Origin of the sequence: Mesorhizobium prunaredense (genome assembly GCF_900156895.1) — a bacterium.
Taxonomy (GTDB): domain Bacteria; phylum Pseudomonadota; class Alphaproteobacteria; order Rhizobiales; family Rhizobiaceae; genus Mesorhizobium; species Mesorhizobium prunaredense.
In genome coordinates, this window is record NZ_FTPD01000016.1 from 68,513 (window position 1) to 93,318 (window position 24,806).

Sequence of the window (24,806 nt, forward strand, 5' to 3'; positions counted from 1 at the left end):
GCTGGTCAAGACCCTCGCGATCCGCACCGGGGTGGGGGTCGAGACGTTGCCGTTCCAGTTCGCCTTGGTGAGCGGGACGGCTCGTGAAGAAGTACTCGCTCGACAAGCGGTGGATCTTCCAGGACCTATCCCGCGGCGCCAAGATGCATGCCAAGAAGCTCTCGCTCTACACTCTCACTAGCAAGACAAAGATGCGGGCCTGACAATGAAATACCTCCCATTCATCCTGTGCACGGTGATGACCAATGCCGCCGCTCAGCTGATGCTGAAGCAGGGCATGATGTTGCTCGGACCGGCTTCCTTCGAAGGCGTTCACCCGTTGCTGAAGCTCATCCAGATCGTCTTCTCGCCCTGGGTCTTCTTCGGGCTCTGCGTGTTCGTCATCTCGATGGCCTCGCACCTCTACGTGTTGTCGAAGGTCGAGGTGTCCTTCGCCTATCCCTTCCTCAGCCTCGCCTATGTCGCGGTTGCCGTGTTCGCCTATTTCGTCTTCCGCGAGGACCTCAACGCCTACCGCATCGCCGGCATTGCCTTCATCTGCGTCGGCACGGTGCTGATCGCCCAGAGTGGCCGCGGCCATGCCGGCGAAGTCATGTCCGTCTCGAATTCCTCGGCCCACTCCAGCGAGCTTCCCAATGAGACACATCATCTTCGGCGGTGACGGATTTGTCGGCCGCCACCTGGCGCCGAAACTTCTGGCCGACGGCCACGAGGTGATCGTCGCCGATATCCAGCGCAGCGACCTGCCGCACTATCGTGGCGTGCGCTTCGTCCAAACCGACGTCACCAACCGGACCGCGGTCGCCGCGGTCGGCATCAAGGCTGACGACATGGTCTACAACCTGTCGGCCAAGATGCTGTCGCCGATCCAGGTGCGCGCCAAGCGGCGCGAGTTCTTCTGGCCGGTCAATTTCCACGGCACCGAGAACGTCATTTTCGCCATGGACAAGGCCGGCGCGTCGAACCTGGTCCAATTCACGACCGACATGATCTACGGCCACACCGTCACGCATCCAATGACCGAGGAGCACCCGGTCGCGCCGCTCGGCGAATATGGCCTCTCGAAGCTGAAGACCGAGGAGCTCGCTGCAGAATGGCGCAAGCGCGGCATGCGGATATCGCTGTTTAGGCCGCGCCTGATCATCGGCCCTGGACGCCTCGGAATCTTGGAGAAGCTGTTCAAGCTGATCGATCTGAACCTGCCGGTACCGATGATCGGCTCCGGCAAGAACCCCTACCAGTTCATCTCGGTGTTCGACTGCGCGGAAGCCGCGCGGCTGGCGTTCAAGGCTGGCGCGCCGAACGAGGCCTACAATCTCGGATCGCTCAACCCGCCGCCGGTGAAGAAGTTGCTCGGCGACCTCATCCGCCATGCCGGCTCGAAGTCGCTGCTGATCCCGACGCCGGCGTGGGCGGTGAAGCGCACGCTCGACCTGCTCGATCTCCTCAACCTGCCGATCATGGATCCGGAGCAGTATCTCATCGCCGACGAGGTCTGCGTGCTCGATGTCTCCAAGGCCGAGCACCAGCTCGGCTGGGTGCCGCAGTACCGCGACGAGGGCATGCTGATCGCGGCCTACAAGGAATACCGACTGAAGAAAAAGGGGCACACACTGGCCGCCTCTCACGTTCCCTCCGGATAGGAGAGCCTTTGATGACCGTCATGGCTAGGCCGGCCGAGGTCGGGCCCCGCGCCGTCGTTTCCGCACCCGAGCTTGCGCCGGCGTCGATCGTCAAGCCGAAGCGTATTTATGGCGCCCGCCCTATGATGCTGTCGGGCTGGGGACGGTTTCCGCGCGTGTCCTGCCGTGTCCTCGAGGCGCGCGGCGAGGAAGAAGTGATTGCAACCATTGCGGAAAACAGCAGCTTGATCGCCCGCGGGGCCGGCCGCTCCTACGGCGATGCCGCCCTGAATCGGGGTGCGACCCTCGTCATGACCGCCTCGAACCGCATCCTCGATTTCAATTCCGGGAGCGGGCTTCTGACCTGCGAGGCCGGGGTGACTCTCGCCGAGATCGCAGACATTTTCGTCCCGCGGGGCTGGTTTCCATTGGTCACGCCGGGCACCAAGTTCGTCACAGTGGGCGGGGCGATCGCGTCCGACGTGCACGGGAAGAACCATCACCGGGACGGGTGCTTCGGGGCCCACCTGGCGTATCTAGACCTCGCGCTGGCGGATGGTCGCACCCTTCGCTGCTCGCCGACGGAGAATGCCGACCTGTTCCGGGCGACCCAGGGCGGCATGGGTCTCACCGGTGTCATCCTGCGGGCGGCCTTCCGGCTCCGGGCCATCGAGACGGACCTCGTCCGGCAGGAGACGATCCGGGCGGAGAACCTCGCCGAGAGCATGGCCCGGCTCAAGGAGGCCTCCATCGCCAACTATTCTGTGGCCTGGATCGATTGCCTGGCCCGGGGCGGCCGCCTCGGCCGGTCCCTGGTCTATCGGGGAGAACACGTCGCCCTCGATGATCTGCCAAAGGAGCGCAAGGGCCGGCCCTACCTCCCCCGCGGTGGGCAGATGCGCTCGGTCCCCTTCGACTTTCCGGGCTTCACATTGAACCGCTTCACCGTGGCCGCCTTCAACGAGCTCTATTACGCCCGGGGGCGCCCAGGCACCGCGCTGGTTCCCCTGGATCCGTACTTCTATCCCCTCGATGCTATTGCGCATTGGAACCGCATCTATGGCCGCGCTGGTTTCGTGCAGCACCAAAGCGTGCTGCCCGAGGAGGCGAGCCGGCACGGGCTCGAGACGATGCTCTCGCTGATCTCCGCCCGGGACGCCGGGTCGTTGCTGGCGGTGCTCAAGCTGTGCGGTGCCGAGGGCGCGGGCCCGCTCTCGTTTCCGATGAGGGGCTTCACCCTGGCCCTCGACTTCCCCGGCACGACCGCCAATCTCAGCCTCCTGCTTGAGCTCGATGCCATCGTGGCCGACCATGGCGGGCGGCTCTATCTCGCCAAGGACGCCCGCGCGGGCATCGCCGTGATGGAAAGGGGCTATCCGCGCCTGCGGGACTTCGCGCGCCTGCGCGACCGCTTCGATCCCAAACGCCACTTTGCGTCCGTCCAGTCGGAAAGGCTCGGGCTTTGACCGCGATCCTGTCACCGGTCCTGATCATCGGCGCCTCGTCGGATATCGGCCGCGCCCTCGCGCATGAATATGCGCGCCGGGGCGCCTCCCTCGTGCTGGCGGCCCGTCGCGTGGAGCGGCTCGACCCCGATCTTCGCGACCTCCTGCATCGGCACGGGGCCACGGCCCGGGCGGTCGAGCTCGACATCCTCGACCCCGCCGAGCGCGAGGCGTTTCTGGTGGGGCTCAACGAGGTACCCGGCACGGTGGTTTCGGTGGTCGGCCTACTGGGCGACCAGAAGGCGGCCGAGGCCGATCCCGAGGCCGCGCGGATGATCATGGAGACCAACTATGTCGCTCCGGCGCTACTCCTCTCGGCTCTGGCGAACCGCATGAGCGAGCGAGGCGCGGGAACGATCATCGGCATCAGCTCGGTGGCCGGCGATCGGGGCCGGGCGACGAACTATGTCTACGGCTCCGCCAAGGCGGGTTTCACGGCTTTTCTGTCTGGCTTGCGAAACCGGCTCGCCGGGCGCGGCGTGCAGGTGATGACCGTGAAGCCCGGCTTCGTCGCAACCCGCATGACACGCGGCCTGAAGCTCTCCAAGGCCCTAACGGCCAGCCCGGATCAGGTTGCCAAGGTTATCGTGGAGGCGCAGCTCGCGGGGCGCACCGTGATCTACATCCTCGGGCGCTGGCGTCTCATCATGCTCGTCATCCGCCTCTTGCCGGAGCCGATCTTCATGCGGATGAAGATCTGACCGGACCGGGCCTGCGGTGTTTCGGGAGCCGAACGATGGACCAGCTCAATTCCCCGCACGACCGGTGGCTCACCCGCAACCTCTACGTGGTGCTACTCGGTCACCTGTTCCTGCTCAATCTCTGGATGTTGAGCCGCAATGGCGTCCTGTGGAATCCGCAAACCTACTCGGACGAGGCCGAGCACTATCGCCGCGCCCTCCTGTTCTCGCGCATGGTGGGGGGAGACATTTCCCTCAACACCATCGGGACTTTTTACGCCGGCGGGATTTGGCCGCCGCTCTACTCCATGACCATAGGGTTCGTGCAGCGCCTGACCGGGGCCGATCTCGCTGCGTTGCGCGTGTTCAACATGGCGATGGCCTATGCCGGGTTCGTGCTCCTTGCGGCCGCCATCACGGATGCGCGTCTCCGGGCCGCGAGCGTGATCCTCGCCGTCCTGTTCGTGCTTGGTACCCGAAACTACTTCCAGATTCGGCCCGAGAACCTTGCCATCCTGCTCATCACCGCCCTGATCTTCCTAATAATGCGCAAGGGCCTGTTCTCGGCCGATGAAGGGAACGCCCGCTGGCGGGGCGCTTACGGGACGGCCGGAATCCTCGCAGCGCTCATCTGCCTGACCCACGCGGTTTTCCTCTTCGCCGCGCTTTACCTTTCGGTGCTCGCCTGCCTGTGTCGGCGCGCCCGCGCGATGTTCTTGATCGGCTTCCTCGCAATAGGCGGGCCCTATATTGTGGCACAGAACTTGATTCACAACGGCTTCGTCCTCTTCGCGACGACCGCCGAGGAGAACCTGGCGCGTAACAACAACCCGTTCCTGCGAACCCATCCGCGATCAGCCGTGGACCACCTCTTCGACGAGATGGAGCGCCGCTACGCCGCGGGCGACAAGGTGGCATTCCCAAAGCCGCCTCTCATTCCACAGGGGCGTTACGAGCAATGGCTGCACGACGAGAACCAGCGGCGCATCTTCAAGGCCATTGCCCTGGACGAGATCCGGAGCGATCCGGTTAGCGCCCTGCGGCGCATGGCTCTGCGTTTCTGGAAGCTCGTGAGTGGGAATGCGTGCTTGGGCGATGACCGCTACGGTTGCTTGATCTCACCTGCGGCAGATCAGGTGTTCTACCGTCTTCTGGAACTTGCTGGCCTCCTCGGGTTTGTTGTAGCCGCCATGCGGGAATGGGGACGGTGGCGCAGCTTCTCCTTCGTGGTGTTCTGCCTCGCCATGCTCATGCCCATGGTCGTCATCCAAGCGCTGGTGCGGCACTTCATCATCGTCCTACTGCTCAGTGCCTTTGGCGGGCTCATGCGCCTGCGGGGCTGAAGCTCGCGATTCGGCAGGCCGATGGAGTGCGGGCTCCGGTTTCTTCGAGTCATATCAAGTCTCTGAGATCGTGACTCGCTGAGGGCTTCACGAAGCGTCGGGGTATGATTCGATTCGACATGGCGGACCGAGAAGATTCGCCATTCCCGTTCCGCTCCGGACGGATTTTGGCGCGGCCCAACTGCCTGCGATCGCCAAGCAGACGAAGAACGCAGCGCAGGCGCGGCGCCTTCTGGCGCTGGGCGCGATCTATGAGGGCGCTTCGCGCACCGCGGCCGCTCGTTCGGCCAGCCCACGAGGCTCAACGATCTCCATTCGGCGGCGATCATGGGATGGCGCAGCCGCCTTAAACTATGCAGCCTATGAGCTTCCGCTCGACGGCATCCGGCTCTTGATTTCCTTTAGAATGTTGGTTGCGCGTGCGATGCGGCTGTACTTGGCCAGAAAGTCTGCCTTCGCCTGCTGACCAATCTGATCCCGAAGCGCGTTGTTTTCGCGCAGGCGCTGAAGAGCTTTGACCCAGTCGGACGGGTTGTCTGGCGACACCAGAACGCTGTTGACGCTATCCCTCAAAACTTCTCGTATAACTGACAGGTCGGAGGACACTATGGGTTTGCCATGCGCCATGTATTCGAAGAGCTTGAGCGGCGACATTCCCTCGGCGATATTTCGACCGCCGCCCTGGCCCTCTACATTTCTAAGATAGGGCGCGAGTACAACGTCCATTTCGGCCAAGTAGGCACATGTCGCGGCGTGAGGGACGTAGCCATGAAACACTGTGTTCGTGCATTTGGCCAGCTTCGATGTCCAATGCTTTATATCGCCTGGTGTTCCCCCGACGATGTGAAATGTCGCCCAGCCGCATCGAGGCGCAATAGCGCTTATTATCTCCATGCCTTTTCCCTTATACAGATGTCCGACATAACCAACCTTGAACGTGCCGCTGAGGCTGCATGGCTCGACATTCGGCGGAACAGGATCCGCGCCATTGGGCGCGATGAGAAATTTTCCCGCATGTTGAGGAAAGAGGCGGATGCTGTCGTCCCGCAGGCGTTGCGACGTGACGACCAGCATACGGAATGCATCTAGGCCTATCACTTTGGCAAGGCGCTGACGCTGACGTCTGCTCAAACTGCCAATCGGGTCGTGAAGCTCAAAAACGGTCGTGAACCCGAAAAGTCCGGCAGAAACAAGCGCTACAGTTGCCGAGCGTGTAAAGACGACATGCGGCCGCAGCCAGACCGCAGCAAGAAGCGCCAACACAGCAAAAAAAAGCTCCCGGCCAGGCACAGGCCAAAAGGGTATAGGGAGAACGCGGAATGGGAACTCGGTTCCGAATCCGTATTCGCGCGCGATCTTTTCGTAATGATCCCGTGTATTCATGGAGGCGCGTGGAAGCGCTAGCAGGACCTCCGCTCCGGCAACCCGAAATGCATGGCACATCTTTGCGACTTGTACCGCATTGGCGGCCGGCGCCGGGACACGCGCAGAATGTATATAGAGAAGCCGCATCCACAAAGCCTATCTTTCACGCGTCGCGGCTGGTCTGGTTCTTCGCCTCTGAGCCGCAAGTTCGGAGACCACCGGCTGGGCAGACGCACCCAAGTCGAACGACAAAAGCCCCCGCCGCCCCGGTGGCTCCATGGGTTGCGATAGTACCACTCTCCGGTTGCCTCACCAAAATCGAGCGTCGCCCTTTTTCGCGAACTGAGGGCAGGGCCAGCGACAGCTCAGGCCGCCCTTCACGGACAGGTTCTGACTACAGCCGTCATCAAAGCCCCAGCCAGCCAGCAATAATGTTGCGCTGTATCTCAGAAGTTCCGGAATAGAGTTTGCTGCCGATGGCATCACGCACGGCACGTTCGACGTCGAATTCGCTCAAGAAACCGTAGCCGCCGAAGACCTGGACGACATCGAGCGTAGTGCGGACTAGCGATTCGCTCACAAAGAGCTTCGAAACGGCGGCGTCGAGGGATACGGACTGGGAGCGCTCAAGGCCCCACGCCGCCTTGTAGACGAGCAGTCGGGCCGCCTCCACCTGCATCTTCATGTCGGCAATCTTATGGGCGACCGCCTGGTGCTTGGAGATGGCCTGGCCGGACTGACGTCGGGTGCGCGTATAGGCCACTGCCTTTTCCAGAAGCCGCTCCATGGTGCCTATATGACTGGCGAATAGGCACGCCCGCTCCCAGTCCATGCTATGAGCGAACAGCCTGGAGCCGCCGCCCACTCCACCGAGAACAGCGTCCTTCGAAACAAATACGTCCTCGAAGACAAGCTCCCCGATCGGAGACGTCCGCAGTCCCATTTTTTCGAACTTTTGCGCGACCAGATAGCCGGGCAGCCCGCGGTCCACGAGGAAGCTCGTGATGCCGCCGAAATACCCCTTGGCGCGGTCAGTGACAGCAAAGACGACGGCAACATCTGCCACCGGCCCGTTGGTCACGAAGGTCTTCGTGCCGTTGATTAGAAAGCCGTCGCCATGAGGCTCCGCCCGGGTTTGCATCGCAAATGCATCGGAGCCCGACTCCGGTTCGCTCATCGCATTGGCTGCGATCAAAGTGCCATCACAGAGCCCCGGAAGATATCGATTCTTCTGCTCTTCAGTGCCGAACTTCCAAATCGGCACCACGCAGGCCAGAAGGTGGGCGCAGATCGAGAAGACCAAGCCGGAATCCTCGCAGCCGTAGCCAAGCGCGTCGATTGCAATGGCCGTGGACAGGGAATCGAGACCGGGTCCCCCGTAGGCTTGGGGGACTGGCAGGCCGGTCAGGCCCATCTGCGCGCAAGCCCCCCACAACTCGCGCTGGAATACTTGGTCTCGGTCGCGCTGCCTGACATCTTTATTGAGCTTATCTTGCGCGAAGCGAAGGATCTGGCCACGCAGGATACGCTGCTCCTCGTTCAGCGCGAAATCCACTACTCCATCCTCATCAGATGCTGGTAGTCGATTTTATCTGTCGATGTCTTGGGAAGTAACTGCTGATGCGAGAACCAGTCCGGGGCCATGTAGGCCGGCAAGTTGTGGGCGCAGAACCGCTTCAGCTCGATGAGCGACAGCGCATGGCCCTCGCGCGAGGCATAGAACACCTTTATGGAGACGCCCGACTCCTCCGAGCGAGCGATCGCCGCCACCTCGGAGATCGCTGGATGGCGATAGAGCGCCGTCTCGATCTCGCCGAGTTCGATCCGATATCCCCGTCTCTTCACCATCCGGTCGCGTCGACCGCGGAAGGTGTAGACCCCGCCATCGCCTTCGATCACTACATCGCCGGTACGGTACCAGCGACCGCTTGAATCGACATGAAAAGCGGCGCTTGTTCGCTCAGGCATGTTCCAATAGCCCAGCATCACGGGAGCACCGCTGATTGCGAGCTCGCCTTCCTGGCCTCGCGGCACGTTGCGACCATTCGCATCGATCACGCGTGCCTTAACATGCGAGCAGGCGCGCCCGATCGGAAACGGCGCCGAGCGGTCTTCGGCGATCGTCTGCGGGATTTCGTAGTAGGTACAGACGTTGGTTTCGGTTGGGCCATAGAGATTAAGGTAGCGTGCGCGTGGAACCACAGCCTTCAGCCTGCGCAGATGCTTGACCGGAAAAACCTCGCCGGCAAATAGAATGAACCGAAGAGCGTGGTCGTGGCGAGCATCAAGGCCGCCGTGCTCGACCAGAAGCGTGAGTACGGAGGGCGTGGAATACCAGACAGTCAACCGCCGCTCGGCGATAACCGACGCCATCCGGGTCGGATTCTTGCCGAGCTCCTCACCGATGAGGAATACGGTCGCGCCGTGCTTCAGCGGTACGAAGATGTCGAGGATAGACAGGTCGAAGTGGAAAGGCGCATGGGAGGAGAAGCGGTCATTCTCGTCAGGGGCGAGGATCTCGGAGCACCAATCCACGTAGCTCGAGCCATTACGATGCGTCAGCATCACGCCCTTCGGCTGGCCGGTCGAGCCCGAAGTGTAAAGCACGTAAGCGAGGTTGTCCGGCCCCGGCCGCGCCGATTCGTCCTCCACCGCCAAGCCGCCGGCCTCTACGCGAGCCAGGTACGTCGCGAGCGGCGAGGGACCGTCGGACCAGTCGAGCGGTAAGAGACAAGGTTCCGCAGCCAAGCGCGCCAACTCACAGCGCAAAGTTTCGGCTCGGGAAGCCTCCACGAAAATCGCGCGCACGCCGCAGTCGGTAAATATGAACGCGTTACGCGCAGGCGGTGCCAGAGAGTCGACGGGCACATAGGCCGCGCCCACCTTCAAGATGCCGAACAGAACAGCGAGCGAGGCGATCGATTTTGGAAGGCAAATGCCGACGCGGTCCCCCGGCCGGACGCCGATCCGACGCAGATGGTCGCGGACTTGGTCCGACAGCGCGTCCAACTCGCCGTAGGTGATCTGCCGCCCAGAGCTCGCCTCGACAGCGGCGCACGTCTGGGGATACCGCCTCGCGCTCTGTTCCAGATACTCGTGTAAGGCAGCGACCGTCATGGCGGGCTCTATGTGGACGCCTGCTTCGACTGAACGAAATTGGCAATTTGGGCGATGGAGTTCAGGTTCTCCGGCACGAGTTCGTCAGGGGCGATTTCGATGCCGCAGGATTTTTCCAGGTAGGCAACGAGCTTAAGCGTCGCCAGCGAGTCGAGAATGCCGTCAGTTATCAGCTCCGTTGAATCCGTCAGATTCTCCGGCCTTTCGCCAGGCAGGAATTCCTTCAATATGAAATCCCTGGCCATCGTCCTGATCTGGATCGCGTTCATTGTTCCTCCTTTTGCGGAGCAACCACAAGGTTCAGGGGAATTAGATCCCGGTGTTGCTGCAGCACCTCGTAAAGCTTGTCGGCGATGAGCCGATGGCCGGCGGCGTTTGGGTGATCGTCCCAAGGTGCTACAAGAAGGGTCCGCCAGTCGTGCCCGCCATACACGTTCGAAAGATCGAGAACGTTGAATCCTGCCTCGGAAGCGATGCGCCTCTCCAGCTCGGCACTGGTCCTCTCGTCTGGTCTGGGTAGATAGATCCAAAAGACCCTGACACCTTCTCGCTTCGCGGCTTCCACGATTCGAGAATAGATTGAACGCAGAAGTCTCTCTCCGTAGGGCGTGAGCTTTCTTTGAAGCACCTCGCGGTCGGCGCTGGGATCGATCCCGTTCTCGCGTACAATGTCGCTCACGAAGTCGTAGCGATATGCGGAGCCATTCTGGATTGCTTTCACGAGACGCTTTAGCATTCGTGGAATAAGCGCGCTGTGCTCGAAGTAAAAAATGTACTGTGGTTTGAATGCGAGCACCCGATCCTCGGTGATGGCCAGAACGTCCAGGGGGACATAGCCCCCGACGGCGAAGTTCAGCACCTCGTAATCTCGATACCCGCTGTCGGCCGCCTGCGCATTCAGCCGCCGCTCCAACAAGCCCTCGAAAGTCTCGTCATCTGCGACGCCCTCGCCGAAGACGTGCGAAGAGCCGACAATTGCGATTCGTGGGGTGCCGGGAGTAGGAATCTTTTCGTAGTCCTGATCTCGCATGCCCCAGCGGTTGATGTGGACCCGCGTTCCCTTAAAGTCTGCTTGGGAGAGTGGACGCAGATAGGTCGTGGGAAGCGCACCCGTGAACTCGCTCAGCGGCGTCTTGTCCAAATTGTCCCAACTGTCGTTTCGTCGTTGGCCATAGACAATCCACAGTTCTGGGTTAAATGCGCCGACATTGACGAGGTTCTCGTAGTAGCCGCGCTCCAGGTTCGCGTTGTCGCGGCTATTGAGGTTCGGCACTCTAATTTCGGCCATTGCGGTACTGACCGTCTCCCCGAGGCGATCGCGAACCACGGGGAGCGAGATGCAAACCGCGATCAACCCGCAGACACCGACCGACGCAACCGACCGTCGGAAACTGTACTGGCGGTCGGCGCCGCCGCGCGCGAGCGCAAGGGCAGGAATGCCAATGATAGCTGCCACCGCGACCAGTACGAGGGCGGGCGTCGTTTTGCCAGGGCCTTCCACGCCAACGGTGTCGAAGACCGACAACCATTGCGGGACCGAGCTCGCGCTCCAGAACGACCAAAGGAGCGAGATGACGACGAATACGCCAATGGTCCGGCCCGCAGTTTGCAGCGAACTGTTCCAGCTTAGTGCCCCGCCACGCAGGCGCCGCGTGCGACCGTGCCGCATTTCATAGAGGGCGTTGACCGTCACAAGCACGGCCAGGATCATCCAGAAGAGGAAGTCGTTCCAGGTGAATACCCAGGTGCCACGTAACCAGAACCACTGATAGTTGTGCAGCAGCCAGGTCGCGAGGAACGCCAGGAGGGTCGCGCTGACGACCGCTACACTCTCTCCCCAGCGTCGAAAACGAAAATAAAGGGGATAGTACACAATCTTCATTATGAAGTCCTTCCAATATATATTTATTCGACGCCAGAAATCTGTAAAGCTTGATGAAATGAAGTAAAGATTGTGAGTTTCTGGAAGATTGAACCCAAATAAACGCAGCATACCAGTGATTATGTGAAAAGTTCCTGAAACCTTCAAATAAAGTAAAAATGGCCATATGATGAATTGCAAAAGATCAATCTGATTCTGTACGTCCGCAGCATCGATAACTAATCGCTGATATACGATGCGGTAGCAAATCAAATGAACAGCACCGCGAAACATCCACTGAATGCCTGTTTGATAAATATAATGCCGGTCAGCATTGTAGTAGCTGCTACGGAAAGTTCTAAAATCTACGACCGGAAAGAGCGGGAAGCACACGTTCGGCAACATGAAAAAATACGCGAGACGTTCCGAAACCGTCGCCATCCTCTGGTCACGCCGCACTTCGTACGCATAGACAATGAGACGGAACATGAACATGGAAGCGAGCACGGGCCAGACGGCGCGCGTCCACGGGGTCGCAATCCAGTCCATTCGTGCGGCGGCAAGCCCGCAGCCGGCGCCAACCAGCGCCAGCACTCTCCATCCAAAAGCGATGGGTAGGTGGACAATTCCGATCAGTACGAGCCCAATGGCGGCGATCCAGGCGGCATCGATGAGGCCCTCAAATCTCCAGTGGTGCCAGTTGGGCCCAAGGTTCGCGAAGACTGCGGCGATAGCCGCGAACGAGAGCAGCACGAAAAATGGCAGCCGGTAACGCTGTGGCAGGAAGTAGTGCACGCCCCAGCCGGCGAGGGCAACGAGCAGGACGCGGACAAGCGCATAAGTCTCAAGCTTGAGGAGATAAACTAGCGCGATGAAGAGGGCCAACTGGCCGGCTATCGCGAACCAAGCCAGGATGCTTCTCGGTTCAGTCCCCGTTGGCTCCGTCGAACCCGCCGACAAGGGAAGGGACAATGGCTTGATCGAATGCACGTCCCGCGTCTCAACCAACTGCCGGCGCACATCGACAATAAGCGACTTTGGGGCACGCGAAAGTTCCGCGAGCTACTGGTGAAGGGCCCTCTGCCATGGCTCCTGTCCCCCTGATAGGTTAAACTGCCCGGACCCTTAAAGCGTTGCCTTGACTACTTCCTTCAACGGGTCCGATTTCGCGCAAACGCGGTAAGGCAGACATATTGCACATAAGTATACCGCAAAATAATCACTCCGCTGTGCCCGGGGTAACAGCGGCAGTTCTCCGAGACGTTTAAATCCAACAAGTTAGATCTGATCGACTGGAAGCCGTTGGAATAACCCTCCTTTCGGACTGCATGTGCTATGGCCCAAGAAGGAAGGGGCACACTTAGGATTCGGGGTTCATCTCCATACGGCATGCACCCACCGAGGCGTGGTCATGTCACTCCAATGCAGTAGCACCGATATCGGGACGCATGGACCAAAAGCGCGGCTGGGCGTGGGAACGCACCCAACGGATAAATTCAGCGCGATCGGTGCGGCGATATGAAAGCACAGGATGCGGAAGGTAAGATTGACTTGGGGCGTCGACTGCGCATCGCTCATGTCATCACCCGTCTCATCAATGGCGGTGCTGATGAGAATACTGTCCATTCCTGCAATTGGGCCGCGCAAGGGGGGCATAATGTTGTCCTGCTGCATGGCGAGACGGTCCAGCCGGAAATCATAGCTAAAGTGGACCCCCGGGTGGAACTCATTGGCGTCCCGGGCCTGACTCGGTCCATTTCGCCCGTCTCCGACATGAGGGCATTGTTGGCGCTCACCCGGAGATTCCGCACCTTGAATGCCGACATCGTGCATACGCACACCAGCAAGGCAGGCATTCTCGGGCGTCTCGCCGCATGGGCGGCGGGAGTTCCGGCGATCGTTCATGGCGTGCATATCGTGCCTTTTATCAATGTCGGCGTCGCCGAGCGGTTTGCTTATCTCGCCTTGGAAAAGCTGGCAGCGCCAGTCACCAGTGCGTTCATCAGCGTGAGCGAGGGCATCCGTGACTTGTGCCTGAGCGCAGGAGTGGGACATCCAGACAACCATTATGTCGTCCGTTCCGGATTCGATCTCGATCGTTTTCGCAACGCCGGTCCGCCCGACGATTGGCGCGATTTGTTGCGCTTGACGCCGGGCGCGCCGCGCCCGCCTGTGCTCTTGATGATCGCGGCATTCGAGCCGCGCAAGCGACACGCGGAATTTCTGGACGTTTTCAAGAAAGTCGCCGTCCGCTTACCCGACGCGGTGCTTGTGCTCGCGGGCGACGGGCCGCTTCACTCGATCGTCGAATCGCGCGCCAAATGGCTTGGGCTCGAGCGCCAAGTGGTCTTTACCGGTTATCGGGACGACCCCGAGCGGCTGATCGCACTCGCGGATCTCTGCCTGCTCTGTTCCATGCGGGAGGGATTGCCCCGCGTGGTCATGCAATATCTCGCCGGCGGCAAGCCATGCGTCGCTTGCGATCTGCCAGGTCTTCGCGAAGTGCTCCGCCCTGGTATCAACGGTGTGATTACACCCGCGGACGATTTGGCAGCCATGGCCGACGCCATTGCCTCTGTCCTGGAGGATCGTGAAAGACTGGCTTGCCTCGCCCAAGGTGCCGCGGCGACGGATCTTTCGAACTGGGACGTCAAGCTGATGGGCAAGCGCATCGATGCCATTTACCGCGAGGCTCTTGACCAGCATCGGGCAAGCAGGGGAGTGTCAACAAGGCCTCCTGTCCGAAATGTGGCGCTTCCGCGATGAACGGGTGTGACCTATGCGTTTGCCAGTGATCGGGCAGGTTGTCGGATTGGTTAGCGATGCGTGCTTCACCGATTTCGGGTGCGTCGATCTGGACGATACGAGGATCGATGCGCTGAAAGGTGGTGAGATGCCAAAAACGTCATCTTCTCTTGCACATGGGACGGGGGTGGCCGCCAGTGGCTCCAGGAACGCTTTCCGGCGGATTGATATGATTGTAACAGAAATTGTCTCTACTCATCCGATGAAGCCCCCCCAAGCCGAAGCTCTTCCGAGCATACGTATTCTGCTCGTGCTCCCAACCTATTTTCCTGAGTCATATGGCGGTGCCGAGCAACAGACGCGCCGATTTGCTCGGATGCTGGTTGAAAGGGGCGTTTCCGCAACCATTCTGGCACCCAGATTGTCGCACTCGACGCCGAAACGGTCCGCCATCGACGGGGTGCCTATCCATCGCCTTCGTTTGCGCGCGGCGCCGAATTTAGGCGGGCGGCATATGCTGTCGTTCCTGTCGTGGTGTGTCCAGGTAGTGATCTGGATGCTGCGCCATCGCGACGAATTCGATGTCGTAAATATCATCCATGCCCGACTTCACGCCGTTCCGGCGGCATTGGCAGGAGCCCTCCTGCGCAAACCGGTTCTCGCAAAATTGGGCCGGGGCGGACGGTGTTTCGATCTCGACGTTGTGCGCGAAAAGAAAATCATCGGTCGCTGGGCGTCCGCCTTGATTAAACGTCACGTCACGGCCTTCATCGCCAATAGCCGCCAAATCGCTGGTGATCTGAAGAGACATGGCATCGGCGCGGATCGCATTCATATGATTCCGAATGGGATCGATCTGCCCCGCAAGCCGCGCCGCGAGCCGAACGCCGATGGCAGCCGACGCTTTATCTGCCTTGGCCGCCTCGATCCGGAAAAATGCCTCGAGCACATGATCGATGCGTTCGCGGCACTTCCCGCCGACGCAAAGGCGCAACTCACCATCCTGGGCGATGGCCAGTGCCGCGCCGCGCTCGAGGACCAGGCGGCCCGGTTGGGCCTTTCCGGCAGGGTCACATTCGCCGGCGCGGTCGAAGATGTCTTTCCCCTTCTGTGGGAGGCTGATTTCTATCTTTCCACCTCGGTGTCGGAAGGCATGTCAAACGCCCTGCTCGAGGCCATGAGCTGCGGCGTGGTGCCGATCGTCACCGATGTCAGCGGTGCGTCCGACATTGTGGAGCATGAGCGCAGCGGCTTTTTGGCTCGCTCGCATGCGGAGTATTGCGGACTCCTTCTTCGCGCGCTCGGCCTATCGGAAGCCGAGCGCGATAAGATGGCGCGGCGCGCAGTACAAACGATCGCTGCGCGATTCAGCATGGAAAGCGTCGCAACACGGCAAATGGGTCTCTACGCCACGCTTATGCAGAAAGCCTTGCCATGCGCGCGCTGAAGCTTGCTTGCGGGACAATGTGGCGGAATCTCGGGGCTTATGCCGGCATTGCTCGCTTCGTTTTGCTCGAACCGTCAGGTAAAAAGATCACATGAGGCTCATCCTTCATATCGGCACGCATAAAACGGGAAGCACGGCGTTACAGCAATTCCTGTCGGCAAACGGAAAAGGGCTGAGCGAATATGGCATATGCTACGCCTCGCCAGTCTATGAGTTTAATTTCAACAGCATTGTCAGTGCATTTTTACTAGATGAACAAGAGAAATTCCGATATTTCCTTCTCGAGAATTTGAGAAAGGCAGAGCGAAACGGAGCTCACACAATCATCGCAAGCTCCGAGAATCTTTATGCTATGGTGCGGTATCTGACGCGCTTCAACGCGGAGAAAACGAGCGCGGAGATCCTTGCAAAAGAGCGCAGTCTCGTCGAGCGCTTGCGCGCCGCAATCCCTGCCCATGTAGAATGCCACATACTATGCTACGTACGAAGGCCCGATCATTATCTCGAATCTCTGTACAATCAAAATGTAAAGCGGGACTCATTGGTTACCGGCGAAGTTGTCGACTTTCTCAACACAATTTATGACATGCTAGACTATCATCGCTACTTATCCATCTGGCGCGATGTCTTTGGGAGCCGCGCCTGCTCGATACGCTCTTACGAAGCGGCCCTGCCAAATCTGATCGATGATTTCGTGAGACATGTTCTTGGTACTGATATCTCCGCTTTCACGCAGCCTCATCTTCGTGTAAATGAGCGGCTAAGCCGAGATGTTCTGGAATATAAGCGCGTTAGAAATGAGCATGTTCTATCTTCAGAGCGCAAATTGGAGCGCAGGATCTTTGCATTGGTAGACAAGAGAATAACAAACCCCAACAACAATCACGAATATCTCTTACCCGATGAAAGGGCCGCTCTTCTTTCGAGGCTGGAGCCCTCGATGGAGCGGCTACGAACGGAATTCACTCTGCCGCCCTTTCCGCAGTTCAACCTCGAAGTGGCCAGGGCGTCCTGGCAGCCTTATCCGGGACTTTCGCTCGAAAAGAGGCGAGAGATCGAATTCCATTACAATGCCGTTCAACGCCAGATCGGCTTCCGTCTGGAACGCCTTCTCATGCGAGCGGCGTCCTTGACGCGCAGGCGGCTGCCATTTCTCGCATGGCTTCTCGATTTTGCGCGCGGCAGCGGAATACGCAGATTGCTGCTGGAGGCAACAAGCCGGTTTCAGTGAACCAATGCTGCCGTGAAGGCGCGAATAATGGCAAATTCAAGTAGCAATCGCGAATATCTATCTCCTGACGAAAGGGCCGGACTCCTTTCCAGGTTGGAGCCCAGCATGGCCGCCAAGGCGGCCTGGCGGCCCTATCCGGGGCTCTCATTCGAAAGAAGCCATTATAAAGTCGCCCAGGCGCGGATGGCCTTCCGGCTGGAGCGCGTTTTCAAACGGACAGCATCCATGGCGCGCAGACGATTGCCATTTGTGTCGTTGGTGCTTGCTATGGTGCGCGCCACTGGGATGCGCAGGATGCTTCTCGTTTCCTTAAGCCGTCTCAAGTAGTCAAGCGCATTGTCCTCAGTGACGAGTCGAAGCCCGTGAACGAAAGCCGGAATTTGACACACGAGGCTGCCCGGGGACTTTCCTGGTCGGGCACCATGCTGCTGGCCCGAATCTTATTGAATGTCCTGGTCACGGCTGTGCTGGCTCGCCTGCTTTCGCCCCAAGAATATGGTGTTGTCGGCGCTGCCATGATCGTCGGTGCCCTAGGAAATTCGATCGCCAATCTTGGCATGTCGCAAGTGGTGATCCAGCGACGGGACATCGAAGAGCGCCATATCGGAACCGTCATTTCCTTGTCCATGGTGATAGCCGCCATTCTCGGCTTGCTTCAATGGGTGTTTGCACGGCAGATCGCCGATTTTCTTCATGTGCCGGAATTGGTCCTCGTTTCGCGCGTCCTTGCGGTCATGATGGTTGCGAATGCATTCAATCTTGTTGCCGAGGCCATTTTGTCGCGGCACCTGAAATTCAAAATATCCTCCATAGCGGGACTGGCCGCTTGGATTGCTTCCCATGTCGGCCTAGCCATTCCGCTTGCCTATTTAGGATTCAGCTATTGGGCCTTGGTGGTCGCGTATATGGCCGAGGCATTCATCCTGGCCAGCATCTATTTCTTCATTGCCAGGGACTATCTCGTTAGGCCCAGTTTTGACATGCAGTCCTACCGCGATATCCGCAGACAGAGCCTGGGCTATTCGCTGGCTGGTATATCGACCTTCACCGCCAAATATATCGACAATATTATTGTCGCGCGCTTGATCGGTACCGCAGAGCTTGGCATTTACTCACGAGCGTATTATCTGATCGCGATGCCGGCAACTCTGTTCGGCAATCTGAACAAGAGTGTGGTTTTCCCGCTCCTGTCGAAGGTTCATCACGATAAGGCGAGGCTCCGCACGGCTCACCTCAAGGGTTTTGCTTTGACGGCGGCGCTTGCCCTGCCGTCTAGCGCGTTTCTATGCTGTTTTGCGAAAGAGCTTGTCCTGACAGTCCTCGGCCAACAATGGATGGATGCCGTCACTCCTATTATCGTATTCTCTGCAGCAATTTATTTCCGCGCGGGTTACAGAGTGTGCGCAGCCGTGACGCTTGCGACAGGCCGCAGTTACCGAACGGCGTCCATGCAAATCACTTACATGGCCCTTGTCGCTTCATTCGCATTCTTCTCGGCGCCCTACGGCGTGAACGCGGTGGCCTTCGCAGTGTCCGGCGCCATTGCGACGAGTTTCTTCCTCTATGCGGCGATCAGTTGTCGGATGACGGGATTATCAGCTCTGGATTTCGCGCTCGTCCATGTGCCGCCTGTCGCATTCGCCGCTATGGTCTTCGCCACCGGCTCTGCGGTCAAAATGCTGCTTGCCGAAGCGCCCGACTATCTTGTGCTCGCGACCGGGCTCATGGCTATAGGTACATTGTCCGTTGTCACTCTCTATCTGAGAGCGTCGCTCCTCTTCGGGAAATATGGCGCGGAAGTCCTGCAAAGCCTAACATCCAAGAAAACGAAATGAATTGGATTTGCATAGCCCCCACGGTACCTGCATTCCCACCGCATATCCGACGATGGGATGCGCAATCACATCATGAACGTACCGAGTTTGGAGACACCGTCGGCGGCCTTATTAATGACATCCTGTTCAGTCCGGACGGAACCCGGCTCCTGACGACCGCCTGGGATAAACCCTCCAGGCTCGACAATATGGGCGAATCTTTGGCGCATCATTTCGTCGGACTCATCGTCGTAATAGCTCCGGTATCCCTCACGCTTGGTCGGGTTTTCAACACGGCTGAAAACGCGCAGCAACTTTCGTATAATATTAGTAGCGACGGACAGCGGATAGGAGCGCCCTGTGGGACGTGAGACCTTCTTGTGAATGCCGGTTGTTGCGTATGTCGGTTACAGAGCAAGGAAACGCCAGATGAAGCTTATCCTCCACATTGGCACAAATAAGACAGGAACCACTGCGCTACAGCAATTTCTGTCTATCAATCGGAAGAAACTGGGCAAACATGGCATATACTATGCAACGCCACCCGATACGCACAATTTTAATAGTGTGGTTAGGGCGCCGAGGCGTTCGATGGATGGCGCACCGTCATGGGCGTTACTGCCTAGGTATCATTTGGTGGCTAGGCAAGATGAAATATTAGGAAAGTTTTTTGTTGATCATTTGGTCCATGCAGAACGCGAAGGAGCTCATACTCTCGTTGCAAGTTCTGAAGCGCTCTACTGCATGCCTATACATTTGCATAATCCAGGAGACAAGAACGTCTGCGTGGATACACTCGCGCAGATTGAATGTTTGCGCGCAGCAATTCCTAGCTCGGTAAATTGTCGAATCATTTGTTATGTAAGGCGACCCGATCAGTATCTCGAATCTCTGTACACCCAATGTGTAAAGCAGGGAATGTTTACCGGAGAAATCGCCGAGTTTGTGAATATCGTCGACGATATGCTGGACTATCACCGATGCCTGTCAATGTGGCAAAAGGTCTTTGGGGGTAGCAACACGGAGGCACGTGTTTACGAGACTGCGTTACCGAACCTGATCCATGATTTTTTGCGATATGTCCTTCACTTGCAGGAGAGTTCCCTGTTTGCAAAGGCCAGTCCTCGTGTCAACGAGCGGTTGAGTCGAGATCTCATAGAGTCCATACGCCTGCTCAACAAAGACATTCCTTGCTCAAAGAGGACGTTTGACCAGAGAATCTATGCACTTGTGGATGAGAGAATTGCAGATCCGAGTAGTAATCACGAATATCTATCTCCCGACGAAAGGGCCGGACTCCTTTCCAGATTGGAGCCCAGCATGAAGCGGCTGCGAACGGAGTTTGCTTTGCCAGCCTTTCCGCAGTTTGACTATGAAGCCGCCAAAGCGGCTTGGCGGTCCTATCCGGGGCTCTCATTCGAAAGAATTCAGGAAATCGAATGCCATTATAAAGACGCCCAGGCGCATATGGGCTTCCGGCTGGAGCGCGTTTTCAAGCGGATAGCGTCCATAGCGCGCAGGAAATTGCCATTTCTGTCATTCGTTCTTGATTTCGTGCGCGCTAGCGGGATGCATAGAATACTGCTAGTTGCAGTAAAGCGCTTCAAGTAGCGAAGCGTATGTTTATCGCTCACGACTCTCATGGCTGATGTTGCGATCTATGGCTCGGGGTTCGCGGGCTACACAATGACCGCGGCGGCGCTTGAGCAAGGCCAGCGTGTGATTGTGGTTGAGCGTGGCCCCCGCGCGAATCGCCAGCGCTCCGTTGATCTGGCTCGGATTCGTTCCCCATGGGAGCTGGTCCAATCGGGTGGGAGAGGCGGGGGCGAAGTGAAATGCGCCTTCGCTAACGTCGGGAATGACGGCGCCCGGATTGAGATCTCGGCGTCTCGCCATGTGATCACGGCGGGGGGCATCGCTTCGCCCTATCTCATTCACCGCTTGTCCGAGCGCAAGTCAGTGACACCGAAACCATTTCTCGGCGGCTATATGGACCATCCGAAAGGGCCGATTGGCCGACTGATACCGACTCGACATATCGATGATCTCGATCACATGCTGGAATCCCGTGATGACATACATGTCTTCGCTCTGCCTGAAGCTGAGCTGCTTGAGAGCGGTATTGGCAACCACTCGGTTTTTGTCTGGGGCGAGACGCGCCGTAGTCGATCGCTGCGCAGCCGTATATGCGGGCGCTGGTTGCGGTTGAACATCAATTGTGAGCAATTTCCGGAATCGGCCAACGGAATTTCGCTGGACGATCCACCAGAGGTGCGCTGGCGCATTTCGAGCGCGACGCGGCGCGATATTGACGCCTTTCTCGACCGTATTCTGCCTCGGATCTCCGCCTTGTTCGGTCCCGTGAAGCGGGCCGATTGGGTAGCAATGACCGGTGCCAGCCATCCCGCCGGGTGCACGCCGCTTTCAGCGTCGCCGCTGGGCGCAGAGCTGCACGCTGATGGGCGATTGCCTACGCTCGCAAATGCCTTCTGTGTGTCTTCTTCTGGCTTTCCGTTTGCCGGCTCCGCCAATCCTACTTTGACCGTCGTGGCGCTCGCCGAGCGTATGGCTCAAACATGGTGTCCCGGGTGATGGATAGCGGACCCAAAGTTCTCGTCCTCGGCGCAGGGCGGCGCGTGCGCGATCATATTGCACCAGCGCTGTTCGGCCTTGGGCTGACGCGTTCTGACATTACAATTGTCCGCCGCAGAGCAGCCGCTGGCGAAGGGCTGTTGGAGGGAATCCCGGTAAGGGACTGGCACGCACTCGCGCCGCAGTATGGCCTTGTTCTCAATTGTGTCTGTCAGCACAACCTCGTCGAGACGCAGACGCGAGCGCTGAGGTTATTTCCCGGCGCAATGCATTTCTGCGATACGCCGATATTTTTCAAGTTTATCCAACTTCCTGCCACGCTAGGTCTTGCAAGGAGTTCAAATCTGTATTCGCTGGAGGATTGGCCGTTTATGCCCAATTTACCGCCGATATTCGGGCTTTGTCGCAAGGCGGCAGATGACTACCATCTGCGCTTCGAGCATATTGGCATCCCCACACATTTTTTCTCTGTGGCACGATCGGTCGCGGCGATCGGCCGCCGCAGACGGATACGCCTTGTCATTCGCCGACGAAACATAACCACGGACTTGGCTTTGGGCGGGCAGGCACGCTGTGTCCTGGTTAAGCCCGAAGAAGACATGTGCGCGAAAATATCATGCTGGGCCAATGGGCAACTCATTGAGGATTTCTACGAACTCCGCTCAGCCACCGAGGCCGTGTTCCACCCGGAAGTGGTGTCCCGCGTTCTGGATGGCGTGCGACTCCGCTACTTTCTTGGCGCGCACTGCCTGCGCGAGGTTCTGATTCCGGCCGAAGTGGCCGCAAGATTCCACGGTAGGACCGATAGACGCGCGGCGCACGACCTCGACAAAATTGCAGGATTGATGGATGTGCTTGGGTCCGCCTTGGCAGGACAGCCAGCGGCTTATGCATATTCGGATTCCGTGCACGACGCCGTCGCGGCGCGTCTCGAGGCAAGGGCGCGTTTTGCCTGGGCATTTCCTGCACCGTATCGAGGCGATCATCGTCCACCGATGTCATATCTTCAGCATGCCTCAGAGTAACGGTGAACCACGACTTCGAAGTCGTGAGCCGCGTGTGATCGTCCTCGATTGCGGAGACGATGCGTTCGACGTATCTTTGCTGATGTGCTGCGGAGCTTGTGAGGAGAAGCGCGACAGTAAGTAACGGGTGTCCATGCGGAGTCTCATCCCGAAACCAGCAATTATTGGCACACGACAATGACCAACCGCATCTCTCGCCGGGATCTGGCGCGGGCCGCATGCGCGGCCCTTGTGCTGACGGCATCTGGTCGGCCAGGACGGGATGCTCGCGCCGCCGGTCCGGCGCAAGGCCCGCAGCTGAAAGCTCACTCCTGGCATCCTGGTCTGTTCCCGGAAATGATTGTGAAATCCTGGTTTCAGGAGGATCTGGCCGAAGGCGAGGTCTCCTCATGGCAATCCGGCGGCGTGAAGCTGGTGGCTGCGGTGCAAGCCGAGCCCTCCCTGCGGCCGACAAAGCTTCCGAATAACGGCGGCGTTCTCTTCAAGAAGGGCACGAAACAGGCATTGACCTGGCCCGCCGATAACGATGCCCCGTATCTTCACCGCTGGTGGTTGGTGATCGCCCGGTGCAATTCGGCGGTCAACGCCGACGCGAAAAACGTTTCCGTTCTTTGCGTCAATGGGGCGGAGGGTGGCTCGGTGCATCGCCAGCCGCGGGTCTGTTTCAAGCCCTCGGCAGGCACATTCGTTTCGCAGCTCCATGACGGCAAGCTCAAGAGCGAGGAAGGGCAATGCTCGACGGATTTTGGCGACTGGAATGTCATGGTCGGGTACCGTCGCGGATTCGTGATGCAGGCCGTGGTGAATGGGGTCAAGACGGCCGGCCAGACGATTTATGCATTGGCACCCAACCGGATGAAATCGCAGAGCTTCATGGGCGATGTGAACAATCCGATGAGGGCCGATGTCGCGATCGACTGCGTCATCATCGGACAAAGCGAACTCAATGACTCGCAGATCGACATGCTGATGGGATGGGGCATGTGGCGCGTCGGCCGGCAATCCGCCCTGCCCGGCGATCATCCCTATCGCGAGAGCCCTCCTTCAGCCGTGGATGCGAAGGACAAACCGGCACGTTATGCGTTCGATTCAGCCTCGTGGGCGTCCTGGGCAGCCATCGGCAATGAGCGATATGCTCATCGTGGTGAGGCGGCGCCGCCGATCCGCGGTTACACAACGGTTTTTCTTGACGACTTCGATGACAACACGGTTGTCGATGATTCCAAAGGCGCGCAAGGCAGCATCTGGTATGCGCCGACCCATCTGACGACCGTTGGTGTTGACGCCGTTACCCCGCCGATCTCGGCGTCGCCCTCCTCCTATGTGCACGACGCCACCAGCCACACGCTGGCGCTCCGGCTCTTGCACAAGCGGCGTTGGAGAACAGGTGCATTCTCTTCCGTGAACAACAATGGCCAGGGGCGGTGTTGGGGAAAGGGGATCTTTGAGATCCGCGCCAGACTGCCGAAGATACTCGCGCCCCGCCCTGGATTTTTTCCTGCTTTCTGGGCGTATGGGAAGGAGCATCTATTCTGGCGGACGCGCAATCGTCTTGAGACGGACTTTTGGGAATATGACGGTCTCAATGGGGCCTATATCAACATCAGCCAGCACGTGCACAAACCCAGACTCGGCTATGCAGATCCACGCATTGCGCCAAGTGACGTGCACCGGAAAATCGCCGGCTATCAAGTCGACCCATCGAATGGCTTTCCCGCGACGATCGACATATACGATGGCGAATTTCATACGTGGTATGCGCAGATCGAGGATGATTATACTTATTTCGTGATCGACGGCCATGAAGTGGCGCGCGTTCCAACGACGCCGGAACTCGCAGCGAAAAAATACATCATGGTGGATTTCGCTTACGATGAAAAAAAGGGTCGTGCTCAACCGGACCCGTCGCAGACGTATGACATGGTGATTGACTATATACGGGTCCGGCAGACGGAAACGGATCTGGCCAGGGTCCCGACGGGATTCAGCGCATTGCCGGCCTTCTCGGGCCAGGCTTCACCGGGCCAGGCGCTGACCGTCGTACCGAACGTTATTGCGTCGCAAATTGAGTGTCTATGGTATCGTGACGGCGTTCCGATCGTGGGCGAAACCGGCACAAGCTATGAGCTCAGCTCGCGGGATGTCGGGCATAAGATTCGCTGCCATGTTCGCGCGGTCTCTGTGCTCGACCAGCCAGAAGCCTGGACCCCGGAGAGCGAGACCGTCGGCTAGAACGCATCGACTGCGCGACGCCAGCATGCGTCATCACTCTCCGTCGGACTGCCTGACGAGCTCTGCCACTAGCAGTCCTCCCCGCAAGCGAGAAGGGTGAGCTTTCCCAACAGGCGGAAACCTCTTCGATATGCGATTGCCACAGCGGGCGGAACGATGGGGTCGTCGGCTGGGGCAGGGTGAAGTGTTTCTCCGCGGGCTGGCATTGATACATCCAACAAGTTCTG

General features: G+C 58.9%; 19 protein-coding genes and 1 pseudogene. 15 read left to right on the forward strand and 5 right to left on the reverse strand.

Features of this window, described 5'->3' with window-relative positions:
• Positions 1-205 precede the first annotated feature (205 nt).
• The 6 genes and pseudogenes from BQ8794_RS14310 to BQ8794_RS36405 form a co-directional block, all read left to right on the forward strand.
• The gene (locus BQ8794_RS14310; protein ID WP_077378570.1) at positions 206-661 is read left to right on the forward strand and encodes an EamA family transporter; all 456 of its coding nucleotides are present in this window, start codon (positions 206-208) and stop codon (positions 659-661) included.
• Positions 636-1,643: an NAD-dependent epimerase/dehydratase family protein gene (locus tag BQ8794_RS14315; RefSeq protein WP_077378573.1), complete on the forward strand. Its 1,008-nt coding sequence runs from the start codon at positions 636-638 to the stop codon at positions 1,641-1,643. The genes BQ8794_RS14310 and BQ8794_RS14315 overlap by 26 nt, the downstream gene beginning before the upstream one ends.
• An 11-nt stretch (positions 1,644-1,654) precedes the next feature.
• Positions 1,655-3,088, forward strand: coding sequence for an FAD-binding protein (locus BQ8794_RS14320; RefSeq protein WP_244554958.1), 1,434 nt, complete (start codon positions 1,655-1,657; stop codon positions 3,086-3,088).
• Entirely contained in the window at positions 3,085-3,828 is a 744-nt protein-coding gene (locus tag BQ8794_RS14325; RefSeq protein ID WP_244554959.1) for an SDR family oxidoreductase, read from the forward strand. The genes BQ8794_RS14320 and BQ8794_RS14325 overlap by 4 nt, the downstream gene beginning before the upstream one ends.
• Before the next feature lie 35 nt (positions 3,829-3,863).
• Positions 3,864-5,150: a glycosyltransferase family protein gene (locus tag BQ8794_RS14330; protein WP_077378576.1), complete on the forward strand. Its 1,287-nt coding sequence runs from the start codon at positions 3,864-3,866 to the stop codon at positions 5,148-5,150.
• Positions 5,151-5,292: 142 nt separating this feature from the next.
• A pseudogene (locus tag BQ8794_RS36405) lies at positions 5,293-5,433 on the forward strand (IS630 family transposase); the annotation flags it as partial.
• Between the two features lie 77 nt (positions 5,434-5,510).
• Here the strand turns inward: BQ8794_RS36405 and BQ8794_RS14335 are convergent.
• The 5 genes from BQ8794_RS14335 to BQ8794_RS14355 all read right to left on the reverse strand — a co-directional run bounded on the left by BQ8794_RS14335 (position 5,511) and on the right by BQ8794_RS14355 (position 12,483).
• Complete coding sequence (locus tag BQ8794_RS14335; protein WP_077378579.1) at positions 5,511-6,662, reverse strand: glycosyltransferase; 1,152 nt, start codon at positions 6,660-6,662, stop codon at positions 5,511-5,513.
• A gap of 259 nt (positions 6,663-6,921) precedes the next feature.
• Positions 6,922-8,070 (reverse strand): acyl-CoA dehydrogenase family protein, encoded by a 1,149-nt coding sequence (locus BQ8794_RS14340; protein WP_077378582.1) that lies wholly within the window; start codon positions 8,068-8,070, stop codon positions 6,922-6,924.
• On the reverse strand, positions 8,070-9,632 hold the full coding sequence (locus BQ8794_RS14345; RefSeq protein ID WP_077378585.1) for an amino acid adenylation domain-containing protein: 1,563 nt from the start codon (positions 9,630-9,632) through the stop codon (positions 8,070-8,072). Before BQ8794_RS14345 ends, BQ8794_RS14340 begins: the two co-directional genes overlap by 1 nt.
• 8 nt (positions 9,633-9,640) lie before the next feature.
• Positions 9,641-9,901 (reverse strand): acyl carrier protein, encoded by a 261-nt coding sequence (locus tag BQ8794_RS14350; RefSeq protein WP_077378588.1) that lies wholly within the window; start codon positions 9,899-9,901, stop codon positions 9,641-9,643.
• Positions 9,898-12,483 (reverse strand): SGNH/GDSL hydrolase family protein, encoded by a 2,586-nt coding sequence (locus BQ8794_RS14355; RefSeq protein WP_143744556.1) that lies wholly within the window; start codon positions 12,481-12,483, stop codon positions 9,898-9,900. Before BQ8794_RS14355 ends, BQ8794_RS14350 begins: the two co-directional genes overlap by 4 nt.
• Positions 12,484-13,011: 528 nt before the next feature.
• On the opposite strand from BQ8794_RS14355, the gene BQ8794_RS14360 reads away from it, so the two are divergent.
• From BQ8794_RS14360 to BQ8794_RS14405, 9 genes are all read left to right on the forward strand, one after another.
• The gene (locus tag BQ8794_RS14360) at positions 13,012-14,259 is read left to right on the forward strand and encodes a glycosyltransferase (protein WP_077378594.1); all 1,248 of its coding nucleotides are present in this window, start codon (positions 13,012-13,014) and stop codon (positions 14,257-14,259) included.
• 13 nt (positions 14,260-14,272) lie between these two features.
• Positions 14,273-15,685, forward strand: coding sequence for a glycosyltransferase (locus BQ8794_RS14365; protein WP_077378597.1), 1,413 nt, complete (start codon positions 14,273-14,275; stop codon positions 15,683-15,685).
• A 91-nt stretch (positions 15,686-15,776) separates the two neighbouring features.
• A complete protein-coding gene (locus BQ8794_RS14370; RefSeq protein WP_077378600.1) occupies positions 15,777-16,916 on the forward strand; it encodes a hypothetical protein in 1,140 nt (379 codons plus the stop codon).
• 105 nt (positions 16,917-17,021) lie between these two features.
• Complete coding sequence (locus tag BQ8794_RS14375; protein WP_077378603.1) at positions 17,022-17,243, forward strand: hypothetical protein; 222 nt, start codon at positions 17,022-17,024, stop codon at positions 17,241-17,243.
• 35 nt (positions 17,244-17,278) lie between these two features.
• Complete coding sequence (locus tag BQ8794_RS14380; protein ID WP_143744557.1) at positions 17,279-18,751, forward strand: lipopolysaccharide biosynthesis protein; 1,473 nt, start codon at positions 17,279-17,281, stop codon at positions 18,749-18,751.
• A 408-nt stretch (positions 18,752-19,159) separates the two neighbouring features.
• Positions 19,160-20,341, forward strand: a complete 1,182-nt coding sequence (locus BQ8794_RS34690) for a hypothetical protein (RefSeq protein ID WP_143744558.1) — start codon at positions 19,160-19,162, stop codon at positions 20,339-20,341.
• 30 nt (positions 20,342-20,371) lie between these two features.
• The gene (locus BQ8794_RS14395; RefSeq protein WP_077378615.1) at positions 20,372-21,322 is read left to right on the forward strand and encodes a GMC oxidoreductase; all 951 of its coding nucleotides are present in this window, start codon (positions 20,372-20,374) and stop codon (positions 21,320-21,322) included.
• A gap of 44 nt (positions 21,323-21,366) precedes the next feature.
• The gene (locus BQ8794_RS14400; protein WP_143744559.1) at positions 21,367-22,347 is read left to right on the forward strand and encodes a hypothetical protein; all 981 of its coding nucleotides are present in this window, start codon (positions 21,367-21,369) and stop codon (positions 22,345-22,347) included.
• 177 nt (positions 22,348-22,524) lie between these two features.
• A complete protein-coding gene (locus BQ8794_RS14405; RefSeq protein ID WP_143744560.1) occupies positions 22,525-24,579 on the forward strand; it encodes a hypothetical protein in 2,055 nt (684 codons plus the stop codon).
• Positions 24,580-24,806 lie beyond the last annotated feature (227 nt).